Source organism: Methylobacterium iners (genome assembly GCF_022179305.1).
GTDB lineage: Bacteria > Pseudomonadota > Alphaproteobacteria > Rhizobiales > Beijerinckiaceae > Methylobacterium > Methylobacterium iners.
The window spans coordinates 1-17,533 of record NZ_BPQP01000041.1 but is presented as its reverse complement, the minus strand read 5'-3'; the positions used below and the strand labels follow the sequence as shown (position 1 = coordinate 17,533).

Here is a 17,533-nt window from a genome sequence, read left to right as displayed (position 1 = left end):
AGCCCCATGAAATTGCCGCGCCGCTTCTTCCAGCCCCTCGCCACCGGCGCGCCGGCTCCCTTTCGCGACCTGCCCGTGCGGCTGGAGCGGATGATCCACTTCGTGCCCCCCCACAACGAGAAGGTCCGCGCCCGGGTGCCGGAGCTCGCGGCCACCGTCGACGTGGTGCTCGGCAACCTCGAGGACGCGGTGCCCCTCGACCAGAAGGAGGCGGCCCGCAAGGGCTTCGTGGCGATGGCGCGGGCGACCGACTTCGCCGCCACCGGCACCGGCCTCTGGACCCGGATCAACGCGCTGAACAGCCCCTGGATTCTCGACGACCTCTTCGAGATCATCGGCGAGGTGGGGACCAAGCTCGACGTCGTGATGGTGCCCAAGGTCGAGGGCCCTTGGGACATCCACTACATCGACCAGCTGCTCGCCCAGCTCGAGGCGCGCCACGGGGTCGGCAAGCCCATCCTCGTCCACGCCATCCTTGAGACGGCGGAGGGCGTCGCCAACGTCGACGCCATCGCCTCCGCCTCGCCGCGCATGCACGGGATGAGCCTCGGGCCCGCCGATCTCGCGGCCTCGCGGGGCATGAAGACCACCCGCGTCGGCGGTGGGCATCCGGATTATCGCGTCATCGCCGATCCGAGCACGGACGGCGCCGCCCGGGCGAGCGCGCAGCAGGACCTCTGGCACTACACGATCGCCAAGATGGTCGATGCCTGCATGGCCAACGGCCTCAAGGCCTTCTACGGGCCGTTCGGCGACTTCTCCGACGGGGAGGCCTGCGAGGCCCAGTTCCGCAACGCCTTCCTGATGGGCTGCGCCGGCGCCTGGACGCTGCACCCGAACCAGGTCGCCATCGCCAAGCGCGTCTTCGCGCCCGATCCGGCCGAGGTCGCCTTCGCGGTCCGCATCGTCGAGGCGATGCCCGACGGCACCGGCGCCGTCATGCTCGACGGGAAGATGCAGGACGACGCCACCTGGAAGCAGGCCAAGGTGATCGTCGACCTCGCCCGCCTCGTGTCGGCCAAGGATCCGGAACTCGCCAAGATCTATGGCCTGTCCTGACCGGTGACAGCGGCCGGACGGCTGCCTATCTCAGACCGATGACCCAGACGATCATGACCGAGACGAGGATGAGAACCGCAAAGTTCGGGTTGGGCGCGGTGGTCCGCCACCGCATCTACCCGTTTCGCGGCATCGTCTTCGACGTCGACCCGGTCTTCGACAACACCGAGGAATGGTGGCTCGCGATTCCGGAAGAAGTCCGGCCGCGCAAGGACCAGCCCTTCTACCACCTGCTCGCCGAGAACGCGGAGAGCGAGTACGTCGCCTACGTGTCGGAGCAGAACCTCGTTCCCGACACCTCCGGCGAGCCCCTGCGGCACGCGGGCATCGCCGAGGTTTTCCAGAAGGATGCGGAGGGCCGCTACCGGATGCGGGAGCGTGTGGCGAACTGACGTCGCTCGCGAGAGCCGGAAATCCGGGGTTGGCACCAACAAGAAAGGCCGGGCGATGCGCCCGGCCTTTCTCTTTTGCGGATGGTCCGACGATCAGGGCTTGGGCGCGGCCGCCGGCGCCGCCCCGGGGGTGGCCGGCGCGCCGCCAGCGTTCTGCTGCTCGAGCTTCTTGCGCATGTCGTCCGAGCGCTTCTCGAGCTCCGACTGGAGCTTCTTCTGCTGCTCTTCCAGCACCTTCGGGTCGATGGCCGGGCCGTCGAAGGCCTTGCCGAAGCCGGCGAGCGGCACGGCGAAAGTGACCTCGCGCTGGGTCTGGTTCTGGACGCTGACGTTGAGCGTCGTGCCCTTCTTGAGCGCGTTGACGAGGTCGTTGCTGACGCCGCCGGCTTCCGCGAAGCAGCCGTTGGGGAAGCAGACCGCGAACTTGCCCGGCGTCGCCTGCTGGCCGTCAACGGTGAAGCGGATGCCGGGCTGGAGCAGGAGGCCGAGCGGCAGGAGGTAGCGCACCACGCGCACGCTCTGCTGAGCCTGCTGCGGGTTCTTCATGTCGTAGACGGCGACCGCGAGGACGGGCTGGCCGCTCTCCGAGACGAAGTCGCGGGTCGTGTAGCAGACGTCGGTGCCGCTGTTCTGGTCCTTGCCGCAGACCTTGGTCCACTCGGTCTGCGAGGGCTCCGACTTGACGTTGACGGTCTGCGGTCCGGTCTGCTGTTGCTGGGCCATGCCGCCCTGCGCGGGTTGGGTCGGCTGGGCCTGGGCGGGGGCCGGAGCCGGGGCGGGCGCCGCCGGCGCGCCGGGCTTCGGCTTGGGCTGAGGCTGAGCCTGGGCGAGGGCCGCACCGGACAGCGCCGCCGCGGAGAAGCCCGCCGAGACGAGGAGGGCAGCGACGCGCAGCGGACGCGCGGGACGGTTGGCGAAGAACATCAGCTCAGACCCCTTGGATTCGGCTCGTTGGACGGCGGGACTTTTGAGTTGGGCGGGTTTGGCGCGAGGCCTCGGGCCGAGCGTTCCGCCAAGGCGATCCGCCGAAATGACCCACGGGATGGACGCCCTCGGCACACCCTGGCCGCACTCGGGCCCTACCCGAACGGAGGGCCTGCTTCCCCGGGGAATGCGGCGAAGACATGACACCGGCGCCGTTCCTGCCCCGGCTCGCGCCCGGCCGCAATGGGAGGCGCGGGCCAAAGCCGGAAAGTTTTAAGGGCCGCTTAACCTTAAGCACGCATGAAGAGGTCTGGAAGCAAGGGTCGAGCGACAGGTGCGGACCACGTCCGGAATGCAGTTGGCCCTGCCGCCCGAGCGCGACCCGGCGATCGCCGTCGCGGCCCAGCGGCGCGGGCCGCCGCCCGGCCAGGGCGCGGCGCATCGGTCCGTCCGCCCGGCGCAGGGTCACGCGCCGCGATCCTCGACCATCCGGGAATGGGAAATCCTGCGGGAATCGAAGCTCTTGGCGACCCTGGCCCGTCCCGTCCCTCAGGCCCTCGAAGGCCCTCACGAGCCTCAGATGTCGGCCGAGCCTGCGGAGGGCCGCGCCGGCCTCTGCGCCCGCCTCGCCGAGATCGCCTACCACCATCCCCACCGCATCGCCTTCGTCGATCCCGCCGCCAAGGCCGAGTGGACGGGCCGGGGCGCGATCACCTGGACCTACGCCGCGGCGGCCGAGATCGTGGCCCGCCTTGCCAACGGGCTCCGGGGCTGGCGTCTGCCCCCCGGCAGCCGCATCGGCCTGTGCCTCGACGGCGGCGCCGAGGGCCTGATAGCCTATCTTGCCGTCGAGGCGGCCGGCCACGTGCCCTGCCCCCTGCCCATCGCCTGGGACGAGGCCCGCCTCGCCGCCGCCGTCCAGTCGGCCGGCCTCTCGGCCGTCCTCACCCAGGCGCGCTTCGGCGCGAGCCTGCCGGCCGAGCGCCTGTGCCGGGTCGCCCTCAGCTATTTCGGCCTGCGCTACGTCGCCGCCTTCGGGCCGGCCGTGCCCGACGGAGTGATCAGCCTCGACGGCATGGTTCTCGACGAGCGCGGCGGACCCTTCGCGCCCCAGACCGGCGGCGGCCTCGTCAGCTTCGCGGCCGGCGATCCGGCCCGGCCGATGCACCGGCCGGCCGCCTCTCTGCTGGCCGCCATCGCCCATTGTCGGGCCCGCATCCGCGTGGGCCCGGGCGAGCGCATCCTGATGCTCCTGCCCGGCGGCGACCTGCGCAGCCTGGTGGCGGGCCTCGGCACTGCCCTCCTCGCGGGAGCCAGTCTCGAGATCCTGCCGGTCTTCGAGGCGGCCGCCTTCGCCGTGGCCCTCGCCCGGCCGGTTCCGACCCACCTCGTCCTGCCGGCGCAGCTCGAGGCCAACCTCGCCCGCATCGCCCTGCCCGGCACGCTGCGCTCCGTCACCCTGGCGCACCGGGCACCGGCCGCCTTCGGCCCCGCCCTGCTGCACCCCACGGCCGAGCGGGTCATCGTCGACCTCGTCGACCTCGATGCCACCGCGATCCTCGTCGGCGCCCGGGGGGCCGACGACGTCGCCCGCACCCTCGCCGACCCGAACTCGGCGGCGCTGCCGCCGATCCGGATGGCGATGCGCATCGAGCCGGACGGACGGCTGGCGCTTCGGGGCGAGGCTTGCGCGGCGCACCCGTTGCGCCGCGGCATGCAGGCCGAGACCACGGCCGACGGCTGGACCCTGACCCGCTTCCGCACCGAGGTCCGCGACGGCCTGGCGACGGCCGTTGCCCTCGCCTGAACCCCGCAGGCCCGCGCCACGAAAAGTTTACCGCGCCGGCTCAGATCAAAACGGCGCAGTCCTCAGAGGCATTGCACCGAGTCGCCTCGACTTGCAATCAAGACATTACATTTTATTCGTTACTTCAATAGCTTAAGACGATTTTTCAATCTCAGCTTGAAGCTGCCTCGACGTGCTAGCTCGGCGGTTCATTGCAGGGTCATCCGTTCCACCCCATGGTGTTTTCAACAACATGGCCGGCGAACCAACCGCGGCCGTGCGGGTTGTTGCTACGTTGTCCCTTTCGCGGGGACGGTGGATGGGCTAACGCTGGTTCTCATGGGTGCGCTGCAACAAGTGCTGGTCGTCGACGATGGTCATCGGGCCATCGACCATTCCCTCGCCGCCGACTTGGCCGAGCTCGGCTACGCAAGCGTGACCGCTTCCTGGGAGGCGGCCGACGACGTTCTCGCGGTGATCTCGAAGCCCGCCGCCATCGTGCTCCAGGCCTCCTCCCGCAACGACCGGGCCTTCGCCGCCAAGGCCGCCCGCTTGCGCCGCCAGATGCGCGATGCGGGTATTCCCGTGATCGTCATCGACGAGGTCATGGCCGGCCGAGCCGGGACCGCGATCGACCTCCAGAGCCGGATCGGACCCTACGTTCTGAACGAGCCGGATCTCTGAGAATCCGGTTCACGCTGCGCCGCTAAGGCGCTCTCAGGCAACGAGGATCTGCGAGGCGAGCCGTCAGGCTCGCCTTTTCTCGTTCTGGTCTGCCTTCTTGCCCCTGGCGATTCTGGCGAGTTCACGCAGGATCGTCGTCGTCACGCTCAGGCGCTCGGGGATCGAGTCGAGCTCGCGGATGAAGACGACGCTCATGTCGGGACGCACCTTCGCGAAGGAGGCCTGTCCCGCGACATAGGCCACGAGACCCGTCGGGTTGGCGAAGGCCTTGTCGCGGAAGTGGACCACGACGCCCTTCGGCCCGGCTTCGACCTTCTCGACATTGGTGTCGCGGCACAGGATCTTGATCGTCACGATCTTGAGGAGCTGCTCCACCTCCGGAGGCAGCGGCCCGAACCGGTCGATTAACTCGGCCCCGAAGCTCTCCATCTCGGCGTCGTTCTCGAGCTGCGAGAGGCGGCGGTAGAGGCCGAGCCGGGCGGTGAGGTCCTCGACGTAATCCTCCGGAATCGTCACGGGGGCACCGAGCGCGATGGTCGGCGACCAGGCCTCCTCGACGGGCTCCTCGATGCCGGCCTTGAGCGCGGTGACGGCGTCCTCCAGCATCTGCTGGTAGAGCTCGTAGCCGACCTCCTTGATATGGCCGGACTGCTCGTCGCCGAGGAGGTTGCCCGCGCCGCGGATATCGAGATCGTGCGAAGCTAATTGGAAGCCGGCGCCGAGCGTGTCGAGGGTCTGGAGCACCTTGAGACGCTTCTCGGCCTGCACGGTGAGCTGCTTGTTGGCCGGCGTCGTGAACAGCGCGTAGGCCCGGGCCTTGGCGCGGCCGACGCGGCCGCGGAGCTGGTAGAGCTGAGCCAGACCGAACATGTCGGCCCGGTGCACGATCAGCGTGTTGGCGGTCGGGATGTCGAGGCCCGATTCGACGATGGTCGTCGAGAGCAGCACGTCGAACTTGCCCTCGTAGAAGGCGGTCATCACGTCCTCGAGCTGACCGGCCGCCATCTGGCCGTGAGCGACGGTGACCTTGGTCTCGGGCATCTCCCGGTCGAGGAAGGCCTTCACCTCCGCCAGATCCTCGATCCGCGGCACCACGTAGAAGGACTGGCCGCCGCGGTAGCGCTCGCGCAGCAGGGCCTCGCGGATCAGCAGCGGGTCGAAGGGCGTCACGAAAGTGCGCACGGCCAGGCGGTCCACGGGGGGCGTGGCGATGATCGAGAGCTCGCGCACGCCGGTCATAGCGAGCTGCAGGGTGCGGGGGATTGGGGTGGCCGAGAGGGTCAGCACGTGGACCTCGCTCTTGAGCGCCTTCAGCCGCTCCTTGTGGCTGACCCCGAAATGCTGCTCCTCGTCGACGATGATGAGGCCGAGCTCCTTGAAGCTGATCGCCTTGGCGAGGAGCGCGTGGGTGCCCACCACGATGTCGACGGTGCCGTCGGAGAGCCCCTCGCGCACCCGCTTCATCTCGGCGGCCGGCACGAAGCGCGAGGCCTGCGCCACCTGGACCGGCAGGCCTTTGAAGCGCTCAGCGAAGGTCCGGTAATGCTGGCGGGCGAGCAGCGTCGTCGGCACCACCACCGCGACCTGCCGGCCCGAGATCGCCGTCGCGAAGGCGGCGCGGAGCGCCACCTCGGTCTTGCCGAAGCCGACATCGCCGCAGACGAGCCGGTCCATTGGCCGGCCCTCGTTGAGGTCGGAGAGCACCGCGTCGATGGCGTTGGCCTGGTCCTCGGTCTCCTCGTAGGGGAAACGGGCGGCGAACTCGCCGTAGAGCCCTTCCGGGGCGGTGAGCCGGGGCGCCTGCTTCACGAAGCGCTCGGCCGCGACCTTGATCAGCGCGCCCGCCATCTCGAGGATGCGTTTCTTCATCCGGGCCTTGCGGGCCTGCCAGGCCCCGCCGCCCAGTCGATCGAGGGGCACCTCGGCGTCTTCGGAGCCGTAACGGGTCAGGAGCTCGATGTTCTCGACCGGCAGGAGCAGCAGCCCGCCGGTGTATTGGAGCTCCAGGCAATCGTGCGGCGCGCCCGCGGCCTCGATGGTCTTCAGGCCCACGAAGCGGCCGATGCCGTGGTCGGCATGGACCACGAGGTCGCCTGGCTGCAGGGCCTGCACCTCTAGGATGACGTCCTGCGGGCGCTTGACCTTGCGCTTCTGGCGCACGAGCCGGTCGCCCAGGATGTCGCCTTCCGAGATCACGGCGAGGCGGTCGACCGTGAAGCCGGCCTCCAGGCCCCAGACCGCCACCGCGACGTCGCTGCCGCGCTTGAGCGCGTTCACCGCCGCGAGCGTGTTGATGGCCATCGGCTTCTTGAGGCCGTGGTCGGTGAGCACGCCGCAGAGCCGGTCGCGAGAGCCGTCGGACCAGGATCCAAGGATCACGTGATGACCGGAGCCTTGGAGCTCGCGCACATGCGCCACCGCCGCGTCGAACACGCTCGCGGATTCGTCCGCCCGCTCGGATGCGAAGCTGCGCGCCGGCCTCGCCTCGCAATCGATCACGATCCGCTCCCCGCCCTCGGGCACGTCGAAGGGCTGGAGCTGGACGATGCCCGCCGTCTCGACCCGCTGCGACCATTCCTTCGGAGTCAGGTAGAGGGCGTCGGGCTTGAGCGGCTTGTAGGGCGCGACGCCGGGTTGGGGCGCCTTCATCGCCTCGGCGCGGGCTTCGTAATAGTCGCGGATCAGGGTGAGCCGCTCGGCCACCGCCTCCTCGACCCGGGGCTCGAACACCATCGGCACGCCGGCGACGTAATCGAACAGAGTGTCGAGGCCGTCATGAAACAGAGGCAGCCAATGCTCGATTCCGGCATAGCGGCGGCCCTCGCTCACGGTCTCGTAGAGGCGGTCGTCCCGGGTCGCCGCCCCAAAATTCGCGACGTAGCCCTGGCGGAAGCGCCGGATCGTCTCGGTGGTGAGCTGGACCTCGCTCATGGGAACGAGGTCGAGGGAGCGCAGCTGACCGATCGTGCGCTGGGTCTCCGGATCGAAGGCGCGGATCGATTCCAGCGTATCGCCGAAGAAGTCGAGGCGGATCGGGTTGGGCAGGCCGGGCGGCGACAGGTCGAGGATGCCGCCGCGCAGCGCGTACTCGCCGGTCTCGCGCACGGTGCCGGTGCGCTGGAAGCCGTTGGCCTCGACCCAATCGGTGACCCGCTCCATCGGCACCACGTTGCCGATCGCCGCCGAGAAGGTCTCGACCGCGATCTTGCCCCGGGGCGGCACCCGCTGCACCAGGGCGTTGACGGTCGTGCAGAGGATGCGCGGGGTCTCCTCCGAGGAGCGCGAGCGGACGAGCCGCGAGAACGCGGTCATGCGCTGCGCGGCGATGGCCGAGTTCGGCGAGACGCGGTCGTAGGGCTGGCAATCCCAGGCCGGCACGCTGAGCGTCTCGATCTCCGGCGCCACGAATCTCAGCGCGTTCTGAAAGGCGTTCGAGCGGCCGGAATCGCGGGCGACGTGCACGAGCACGGCCGGGCCCTCGGCGGCGGCGCTCAGGGCGCGGGCGAGGTCGGCGACGACCAGCGCGTCGAACCCGTCCGGCACGTTGGCGAGAATCGGGCTCGCGCCCCGCTTCAGGGCCTCGAGCGCGCGGGCGAGCGGCCCGGATTTGGGGAGCGCGAAGCGGGCGACCTGCGGCTTCGGGGCGGGTGCGGGCGGTTTGGGCTGGGGCTTGGCCATCGGGTCGGGGGTCACTCGAGGTCGTGGGCGCAGGCCGGTCACTCGACGTCTGTCATTCCGGGGCCGCGAAGCGGAACCCGGAACCCAGAGCCTCAGGTCGTGGTCCAGTCGACGCAGTCGGCGGTTCTGCGTTCCGGGCTCGCCTGCGGCGCCCCGGAATGACAGACGTCGAGAGGAATGGCAGTTCGGCGTGTCGCCCGGTCAGCTATGGATCGGCGCGTCGTGCTTATGGAACGCCTTGAGCCGCTGGTACACCGGCGTGTCGTAATTCTCGGGCGTGACATCCTCGCCGGTGAGCCAGCGGAAGAGGTCGCGGTCGGGCACCTCGATCAGGGCCTCGAACTGCGCCAGCTCCGCCTCGCTCAAGCTCCCGATCTCGGCATCGGCGAAGCGGCCCATGATCAGGTCCATCTCGCGGATGCCCCGGTGCCAGGCGCGAAAGAGCGTGCGGCGACGGCGCGGGTCGAGATCGGCGCTGGTGCGAGTGGTGCCGGACATCGGCTTCGTCCTGTGATGCGGTGAGACAAGGTTCCTGTGATCCGGAGATCGCGGGATTCTAAGGACAACGGGGGTCTGAGCGCTCTCGTCGGCCGGACGATCCCACGCGAGGCTTGCGCCGCCCCCGGAAACCCGTCCCCGCCGAGAAGGTCCTCGCGACGATCTGGGGTCCGGACCATCGACGTCAACCAGCCGGGCCATCGAGGGACGCAGGCTCCTGAACGTCGTTTTAACGTCTCGCGTGCACGCTGCTGCTCGATTTGCAACCTCTGCGGTTAGACGTGCAGCCAAGACGGACCGACATCCCATGCCTCGGCTCTCGATTCTCCAAGGTCTGCGCGTTCTGACGATTGCCAGGCGGTTCTATCTCATCACCGCGCTGGGCATCGGCACGGCGGTGCTCACGGCGCTCCTGTCGCTGTCGAGCACCCGCGAGACGGTCTTCGCCGAGAAGCGCGCCGAGACGAAGCACATCGTGGAGCTCGTCGCCTCGCAGGTGAAGAGCTACGTAGCCCTGGCGAAGGCGGGAAAGCTGAGCGAGGCCGAGGCCCGGCGCCTCGCGGTCCAGGCGATGCAGACCGCGCGCTTCGACGGCACCAACTACGTCTTTGCCTACGATCACGACGGCGTCGTCGTCACCCACGCGAAGACCTCGTACATCGGCACCAACCGGATCGAGGTGAAGGACAAGTTCAGCGGCCGCTTCATCGTGCGCGACCTCATCGCCGCCGCACGGACGGGGACCGGCTTCCTCGAATACGCAGTGCCGAAGGCCGAGGGCAGCGAGCCGCTTCCCAAGCTCACCTATGTGCAGGACATCCCGGAATGGCGGTTCTTCGTCGGTGCGGGGATCTATGTCGACGACGTCGACGCCATCCTGCGCGAGCAGTTCATCACGCTGGGCTGGAAGATCGGCGTGGCCGCCCTGATCCTGGGAACGCTCGCGTTCCTTCTGGCGCGCACGGTCTCGGCCCCCCTCGGCGTCCTCACCACCCGCATGGCGGGCCTCTCGAACGGCGATCTCGACGCCCCTGTCGCGGGCGCGGACCGTCGGGACGAGGTCGGCGCCATGGCGAGATCGGTCCAGGTCTTCCGCGAAGCCCTCATCGCCAAGCGCGAGGCGGATGCCGCCGCCCTCGTCGAGGCCGACGCCAAGGCCCGCCGGGCCGACGCCCTCGACCGGCTGACCCGCGGGTTCGAGGCCAGCGTCACGGCGCTGACGCGGGGCCTCTCCACCGCAGCGGTCCAGATGGAGACGACGGCGGGCTCCATGAGCCGGACCGCGCGGCGCGCCAGCGAGCAATCGGTCATGGTCGCGTCGGCCGCCGAGGCGACCTCCACCAACGTGCAGGTGGTCGCCGCCGCCAGCGAGGAGATGTCCGCCTCGATCGCCGAGATCGAGGCGCAGGTCGGGCGCTCGTCGCGGATCGCGGCGCGCTCGGTCGAGGACGCGAACCGGACCGACGGCGCGGTCCGCGCGCTCGCCACGGAAGCCGAGTCGATCGGCACCGTGGTCGCCCTGATCTCGGCCATCGCCGAGCAGACCAACCTGCTGGCGCTCAACGCCACCATCGAGGCGGCCCGCGCCGGGCCGGCCGGCCGGGGCTTCGCCGTCGTCGCCGCCGAGGTCAAGGATCTCGCCTCGCAGACGGCTCAGGCGACCCAGGACATCGCCCGGCAGATCGGCCTGATCCAGGACGGGACCCAGGGCGCGGTGGCCGCCATCCGCGGGATCGGCCAGACCGTGGCCGAGATGAGCGCCATCGCCGACACCGTCGCCGCCTCCATGAGCCAGCAGGGCGCGGCGACCCAGGAGATCGTCCGCAACGTCGGCCAGGCCGCCGAGGGCACGCAGGCGGTGACGGTGAGCATCGCCGCCGTCAAGGACGGTGCCGAGGAGACCGAGGCCGCCTCCGGCCGGGTGCTCGACGCGGCCCGCGAGCTCGCCCGCCATTCCGAGCGGATGAGCGAGGAGGTCGCTGCGTTCCTCGCCTCCGTGCGGGCGGCGTGAGGGCGGCGCGATCGGAGCGGAAGAGAATGCGGATGATCCTCGTCCGCCGATAGAGCGGAAGGGCCAAGCCGGGTATCATCCCGCCGAACGCCGCCCCTTGGCCCGAGCGCGATGACCGAAAACCAAAGGCAGGACGGCGAGAGGGAGGTGGCGCCGGCAACTGACCGGCGCCCGGCCGAGCAGGGTCCCGGCCTGCGCCCGAGCCTTCTCGACCCCCTCTTCGCCCCTGCCCGCACCCTGCCCGGGATTGGGCCGAAGATGGCGCCGCTGATCGAGCGGCTGCTGGGGCTCCCCGAGCGGCCGGCGCGGATCGTCGACCTGCTGTTCCACCTGCCGCAAGGCGGCGTCGCCCGGCAGCTGCGCGGCTCGATCAGCGAGGCGCCGCCCGGCGAGCCCGTGACGCTCGGCGTCACCGTGGTCTCGCACCGCCCCTCCGGGTTCGGGATGGGTAAGCGTCCACACCGGGTCCTCGTCGAGGATTCGACGGGCGACATCACCCTCGTGTTCTTCGGCATGCCGGCGGCCCGGGTCGAGAAGATGCTGCCGCTCGGCAGCCATCGCTACATCTCCGGCCGGATCGAGCTCTGGGACGGGCACCGTCAGATGGTGCATCCCTCGCGCATCGTGGACGAGGCCGGCCTCGCGGCGCTGCCGGCCGTCGAGCCTATCTACGGCGCGACCGAAGGCCTGACCTCCCGGGCGATCAGCAAGCTCGCCCACGCGGCCCTCGAACGCCTGCCCGTCCTGCCCGAGTGGCAGGACCCGGCCTGGCTCGCGAAGAACGCCCTGCCGAGCTTCGCCGAGGCGCTCGGCGCCGAGCACCGGCCCGAGGATGCGCCCCCGCCCCGGCCGGAGGGAGCGGAAGGCCCGCCCCCGCAGACCCCCGCCCGCCGCCGGCTCGCCTATGACGAGCTCCTCGCCTCGCAGCTCGCGCTCGCCCTGACGCGCGCCCGCAACCGCCGGGCTCCGGGCCGCGTCAATGCGGGTGACGGCAGGCTGAAGGCGCAGATCGAGGCCGCCCTGCCCTTCGCGCTGACGGGCGCGCAGGCCCGCGCCGTCGAGGAGATCCGCGACGACCTCGCCTCGGACCGGCGCATGCTGCGGCTGCTCCAGGGCGATGTCGGCTCGGGCAAGACCGCCGTCGCGCTCCTCGCCATGGCCTCGGCGGTCGAGGCCGGCCGGCAGGCCGCCCTGATGGCGCCGACCGAGATTCTCGCCAGACAGCACTACGAGCGCCTCAGCGCGATGGCCGGTCCCCTGCGCCTGCGCCTCCTGACCGGGCGCGACCGGGCGCCCGAGCGCCGGGCGACGCTCGGCGACCTCGCCGAGGGCGGGATCGACATCGTGGTCGGCACCCACGCCCTCTTCCAGGAGAGCGTCGCCTTCCGCGACCTCGGCCTCGCGGTGGTCGACGAGCAGCACCGCTTCGGCGTGCACCAGCGCCTGGCGCTCGGCGCCAAGGGCGAGGCGGTCGACATCCTGGTCATGACCGCGACCCCGATCCCGCGCACCCTGGCGCTGACCTTCTTCGGCGACATGGACGTCTCGGTCCTCGACGAGAAGCCCGCCGGCCGCCGGCCGATCGCGACCCGCCTCGTCTCGACCGAGCGCCTCGACGAGGTCGTGGCGGCGCTCGGCCGGGCCATCGCGGCGGGCGAGCGGGTCTACTGGATCTGCCCGATGGTGGCGGAATCCGAGTTCGTCGACCTCGCCGCGGCGGAGGACCGCTACGCCGATCTCAGGCAGGAATTCGGCGAGGCGGTCGGTCTCGTCCACGGCCGCATGGCGGGGCCGGACAAGGACGCGGCCATGGAGCGCTTCGCCGCCGGCGAGACCCGGATCCTCGTGGCGACCACCGTGGTCGAGGTCGGCGTCGACGTGCCGGAGGCCACCATCATGGTGATCGAGCACGCCGAGCGCTTCGGGCTCGCCCAGCTCCACCAGCTGCGTGGCCGGGTCGGGCGAGGCTCCCGCGCCTCCTCCTGCCTGCTCCTCTATCGCGGGCCGCTCGGCCAGGTCGCCCGCGCGAGGCTCGAGATGATGCGCGAGACCGAGGACGGCTTTCGCATCGCGGAGGAGGACCTGCGCCTGCGCGGCGAGGGCGAGGTGCTCGGCACCCGCCAATCCGGGCTGGCCGCCTTCCGCCTCGCTAGGCTCGACAGCGACGGCGACCTCCTGGAGGCCGCCCGGGACGACGCCCGGATGATCGTGGAGCGCGATCCGGCCCTGCGCAGCGAGCGCGGGCGGGCCCTGCGCGTCCTGCTCTACCTGTTCGAGCGGGACGCCGCGATCCGCTTGCTCGGCGCGGGCTGACGCATCGTTCCAGCCTCGCGCTCCTCAAGCCTACAGAAATTCGTGAGCCGGCGCATGAACTTGGCGTCAACCTGTCGGGGCTTAGGAACCCCTGGGGTTCGGGCATCGGGGGATGCGTTGATGACGACAGGTCCAGCCGCGTCGGCTTCGCCGACGCTGGCGGAGCGATGGCTGACTGCCCGGCGCTCCGGTCAGGGCATGCCGTCCTACGAGGCCGTGGTGCTTGGCAATCTCGGACGCTTCGCCGACGGGGTCGCCCTGATCGCGACGGAGGGCGGGCTGCCCGCCCGCATCCTTTGGTGCGGCGCGCAGTTCGGGCAATGGCTGCAGCGCGACGCCGTCGCCCTCGACGTGAGGGAGCTCTCCGACGACCTCCTTCAGCCGTTGCGCGAAGTCGCCGCGGCGGCGCTCCTGTCGGGAGAGCCGGCGCGGACGCGCTGCGACCGGGTGATCGAGGGCATCGTCGTCACCACCGAGCTCCTCGGCCTGCCGCTGGCCAACCGCCACGGCGAACCCCTGATCCTGCTCGGGCTCGAGGGCGAACCCTCGCGCTACGACCTCGTCAAGGCGATGTTCTCCGCCACCGACCAGGGCATGCTCGCCCTCAGCACCGTCCGCGACGGGACCGGCGCGGCCGTCGACTTCAAGATCGTCGCCCTCAACGAGGGCGCGGCCCGGATGTTCGGCCGCCCGATGCCGCTCCTGCAATGGCAGCGGCTGACCGCGGTGGTGCCGCGCCTGGCGGAGACCGACGCCCTTTCGCGGCTGATCGGCGTGCTGGGCAGGACGGACCGGACCGTGTTCGAGCTCGGCTATTCGCGCTCGGACGGGTCCGAGGCTCACGTCAAGATCGAGGCCGGCTGCATCGGCGACCTCGTGGCCGTCACCCTGACCGATATCGGTGACCTCAAGGCCCGCGAGGCTTCCGTGCGCCTGTTGTTCGAGAACAACCCGCTGCCGATGTGGCTCATCGATGCCGCGGATGCCCGCTTTCTCGCCGTCAACGACGCGGCGCTGAGCCATTACGGCTATTCGCGAGGCCAATTCCTGGCGATGGCCCTGCCCGACCTGCACGGCTCCGCCCATACCGGACCACGGGCCTGCCGCATGGGCTCCGAGGCGCTCTGGTGCCACCGTCGCGCCGATGGGGCCGACATCGAGGTCAACCTGTTCGAGCGCGCGATGGAGTTCGACGGGCGGCCCGCGATCCTCGGTGCGGTGATCGACGTCACCGAGCGCCGCCGGGCCGAGGCCCGCATCGCGCATATGGCGCACCACGACGCCCTGACCGACCTGCCGAACCGCGTGCTGTTCCGCGACCGGCTGGGCGAGGCGATCGCGCGGCAGAAGCGGACGGGCGAGCGCGCGCTGCTGCTCTGCCTCGATCTCGACCACTTCAAGACCGTCAACGACACGCTCGGCCACCCGGCCGGGGACGAGCTCCTGCGCGGCGTCGCCGTGCGCCTCGCCGCCTGCCTGCGCGAGGAGGACGTCGTGGCCCGGCTCGGCGGCGACGAGTTCGCGATCCTGGTCGGCGGCTCCGAAGCGCTCGGATCCCTGGGCGTGCTCGCCCGCCGCATCATCGCCGACCTCAGCCGGCCCTTCCGCATCCTCGGCCAGGACGTCCATGTCGGGGCGAGCCTCGGGCTCGCCCGCCTGCCCCAGGACGGCGACGACCCCGACCTGCTCCTGCGCAACGCCGACCTCGCCCTCTACCGCGCCAAGGGCGCGGGCCGGGGCACCTATCGCTGCTTCGAGCCGGAGATGGACGCCCAGATCCAGGCACGCCGGGCGCTCGAACAGGACCTGCGCGAGGCCTTCGCCGCGGGCAGGCTCGCCGTGTTCTACCAGCCGCTGATCGCCACCGGCACCGGCCGGATCACCGGCTTCGAGGCGCTGCTGCGCTGGAAGCACGCGGCGCGGGGCTTCGTCCCGCCCGCCGAGTTCGTCCCGCTCGCCGAGGAGACGGGTCTGATCGGCCCGATCGGCGAATGGGTGCTGCGCACGGCCTGCGCCGAGGCCGCGACCTGGGCGCCGCAGGTCCGCATCGCCGTCAACCTCTCGCCCGCCCAGTTCCGCAACCGCGCGCTCGTCGAGACCGTGGCCCGGGCGCTTGCCGATTCCGGACTCGCGCCGGACCGGCTCGCACTCGAGATCACCGAGACGGTGCTGCTCGCCGAGAACGAGGCCCATCTCGCCATCCTCCACCGGCTGCGGAGCCTCGGCGTGCGCATCGCCATGGACGATTTCGGGACCGGCTACTCGTCCTTGAGCTACCTGCGCTCCTTCCCCTTCGACAAGATCAAGATCGACCGCTCCTTCGTGCGCGAACTCGGCGCCAGCGCCCATTGCGCCGCCATCGTCCGGGCGGTGGCGGGCCTGGGCGCCAGCCTCGGCATCGTCACCACGGCCGAGGGCGTCAAGACGCCGGCGCAGCTCGCGCGGCTGCGCGCCGAGGGCTGCGACGAGGTCCAGGGCTTCCTGTTCAGCCATCCCCTTCCGGTCGCCGAGGCCCGCCGCCTGCTCGCGAGCGACGGCGAGGGGGAACGGCTCTCGGCCTGAGCCGGCGGGAGCCCGCCTCAGGCATCCTGCTTGAGGGGAAGCGGGATCGACGGGGCCGGCGCTTCCGCCCCCGCCTGTGCCGCCCGCATCGTCGCGGCCATCGCCTGAAGCCTCGCCTGCGGATCCTCGGGCTGGATCACGCCGGCCGACATCACGAGCTTGGCCGCGTCGTCGATGCTGATCGGCACCTCGATGATGTCGGTGCGCGGCAGGTAGAAGAAGAAGCCCGTGGTGGGGTTGGGCGCGCAGGGCAGGAACACGCCGACATGGTCGCCGCCCTCGCCGAGCGCCGCCTGCACGTCCGGTCCCGCGGGGGCCGAGACGAAGACCACCGACCAGGTGCCCTTCACGGGGAACTCGACGAGGCCGACCGTGCGAAACGAGGTGCCGTTGGCCGAGAACAGCGTCTCGAAGATCTGGCGCAGGCCCCGGTAGAGCCCGGAGATCACGGGGGTGCGCGCGAGCAGCACCTCCCCGAACTCGACGACCGAGCGCCCGACGAGGTTCGCCGTGAGGAAGCCGAGCAGCGTCACCGCCAGGAAGGCGATGACGAGCCCTAGGCCCGGCAGCGAGAAGGGCAGGTAATGGTCCGGCAGGTAGGAGGCCGGCACCAGCGGCTTCACCCAGCCGTCGATCAGGCTGATGAACCACCAGGTGATGTAGATCGTGATGGCGAGGGGGCCGGCCACGATGATGCCGGTGAGGAAGTAGGTCCGCAGGCGCCCGCGCGTGCTGACCCGCGGGCGCGTGCCGGAGGGCTCCGGGTCCGGGACGGTGGGGATGGGTGAGGCCACGGTTGCACTCTCGATCGCGGATGCGGCACGCGGCCGTCGCCGGCCGCCGACGGCCCCCGGCGCTCAGACGTAGCCGTTGGGACCGGACGGCTCAAGATCGGGGCGGCGGGGGATCCCCGCCGGCGCCCGCGCCTAAGGCCCGCTGCATCAGCACGGTGTCGACCCAGCGCCCGTGCTTGAAGCCGACCGCCTCCAGCGTCCCGACGACCCGGAAGCCGTGCCGGGCGTGCAGGGCGATCGAGGCGGCGTTGGCGCTGTCGCCGATCACCGCCACCATCTGGCGCCAGGGGCCGGCCTCGCAGCGGGCGACGAGGGCGGCGAGCAGCGCGCCGCCGGCGCCCTGGCGGCCCGAGCCCTCCCGGACATAGACCGAGTTCTCGACGGTGTGGCGGTAGGCCGGCCGCGCCCGGTAGGGGCCGGCATAGGCGTAGCCGAGGAGCCTGCCGTCGCGCTCGGCCACGAGGTAGGGCAGGCCCGCGGCGAGGATGGCCTCGCGCCGCGCCGCCATCTCGGCGGCGCTTGGCGGCACCGTCTCGAAGGTCGCCGAGCCGTGCAGCACGTGCGGGCGGTAGATCTCGGCGATGGCGGCGAGGTCGTCGATGCCGGCGTCGCGGATGGACAGGCTCACGGCGGGCCCTCCCCTGGGGTTTTCCGGATGGTCGAGGCGGTCGTGCACTCCTCGCCCCCTCGCGGGAAGAGGGAAGCGCCGCACGCGTCATCGGCTCCGCCCGATCGGGATTGCTCCCCGCCATCGCGCTCAGGAGGGAAGGGCGCTTGGCGAATGCCGGTCGCGCGCCATGATAGATCCTCGGACCGCGCCACACGGAGGCGA

General features: G+C 71.0%; 12 protein-coding genes. 7 read left to right on the top strand and 5 right to left on the bottom strand.

Translation table 11 applies throughout. The features are described from left to right. Positions 1-6: 6 nt before the first annotated feature. Both MFF55_RS14115 and hspQ read left to right on the top strand, forming a co-directional pair. Entirely contained in the window at positions 7-1,059 is a 1,053-nt protein-coding gene (locus tag MFF55_RS14115) for an HpcH/HpaI aldolase/citrate lyase family protein (RefSeq protein WP_238244740.1), read from the top strand. A 53-nt stretch (positions 1,060-1,112) separates the two neighbouring features. After that, a complete protein-coding gene (gene hspQ, locus MFF55_RS14110; protein ID WP_238244739.1) occupies positions 1,113-1,451 on the top strand; it encodes a heat shock protein HspQ in 339 nt (112 codons plus the stop codon). Positions 1,452-1,544: 93 nt separating this feature from the next. Here hspQ and MFF55_RS14105 read toward each other — a convergent pair whose 3' ends face one another. Next, a complete protein-coding gene (locus MFF55_RS14105; protein WP_238244738.1) occupies positions 1,545-2,375 on the bottom strand; it encodes an invasion associated locus B family protein in 831 nt (276 codons plus the stop codon). 352 nt (positions 2,376-2,727) lie between these two features. Between MFF55_RS14105 and MFF55_RS14100 the strand changes: the two genes are divergently transcribed. Together MFF55_RS14100 and MFF55_RS14095 are read left to right on the top strand one after the other, a co-directional pair. Continuing rightward, positions 2,728-4,182, top strand: coding sequence for an AMP-binding protein (locus MFF55_RS14100; protein WP_238244737.1), 1,455 nt, complete (start codon positions 2,728-2,730; stop codon positions 4,180-4,182). 318 nt (positions 4,183-4,500) lie between these two features. Next, entirely contained in the window at positions 4,501-4,845 is a 345-nt protein-coding gene (locus MFF55_RS14095) for a hypothetical protein (protein WP_238244736.1), read from the top strand. 63 nt (positions 4,846-4,908) lie between these two features. On the opposite strand, the gene mfd is transcribed toward MFF55_RS14095, so the two are convergent. Beyond that, the gene (gene mfd, locus MFF55_RS14090) at positions 4,909-8,523 is read right to left on the bottom strand and encodes a transcription-repair coupling factor (RefSeq protein ID WP_238244780.1); all 3,615 of its coding nucleotides are present in this window, start codon (positions 8,521-8,523) and stop codon (positions 4,909-4,911) included. Positions 8,524-8,724: 201 nt separating this feature from the next. Continuing rightward, positions 8,725-9,021, bottom strand: a complete 297-nt coding sequence (locus MFF55_RS14085) for an FAD assembly factor SdhE (protein ID WP_238244735.1) — start codon at positions 9,019-9,021, stop codon at positions 8,725-8,727. 307 nt (positions 9,022-9,328) lie between these two features. On the opposite strand from MFF55_RS14085, the gene MFF55_RS14080 reads away from it, so the two are divergent. The 3 genes from MFF55_RS14080 to MFF55_RS14070 all read left to right on the top strand — a co-directional run bounded on the left by MFF55_RS14080 (position 9,329) and on the right by MFF55_RS14070 (position 15,907). Further along, positions 9,329-11,032 (top strand): methyl-accepting chemotaxis protein, encoded by a 1,704-nt coding sequence (locus MFF55_RS14080; protein ID WP_238244734.1) that lies wholly within the window; start codon positions 9,329-9,331, stop codon positions 11,030-11,032. 111 nt (positions 11,033-11,143) lie between these two features. After that, positions 11,144-13,345 carry an ATP-dependent DNA helicase RecG gene (gene recG / locus MFF55_RS14075; protein ID WP_238244733.1) on the top strand — a complete coding sequence of 734 codons (2,202 nt, stop codon included), beginning with the start codon at positions 11,144-11,146 and terminating at the stop codon, positions 13,343-13,345. A 120-nt stretch (positions 13,346-13,465) separates the two neighbouring features. Continuing rightward, on the top strand, positions 13,466-15,907 hold the full coding sequence (locus MFF55_RS14070; RefSeq protein ID WP_373874806.1) for a putative bifunctional diguanylate cyclase/phosphodiesterase: 2,442 nt from the start codon (positions 13,466-13,468) through the stop codon (positions 15,905-15,907). Between the two features lie 17 nt (positions 15,908-15,924). On the opposite strand, the gene MFF55_RS14065 is transcribed toward MFF55_RS14070, so the two are convergent. Both MFF55_RS14065 and MFF55_RS14060 read right to left on the bottom strand, forming a co-directional pair. Continuing rightward, positions 15,925-16,701, bottom strand: a complete 777-nt coding sequence (locus tag MFF55_RS14065) for a DUF502 domain-containing protein (protein WP_238244732.1) — start codon at positions 16,699-16,701, stop codon at positions 15,925-15,927. A gap of 91 nt (positions 16,702-16,792) precedes the next feature. Next, positions 16,793-17,329 (bottom strand): GNAT family N-acetyltransferase, encoded by a 537-nt coding sequence (locus MFF55_RS14060; RefSeq protein WP_238244731.1) that lies wholly within the window; start codon positions 17,327-17,329, stop codon positions 16,793-16,795. Positions 17,330-17,533: the final 204 nt, after the last annotated feature.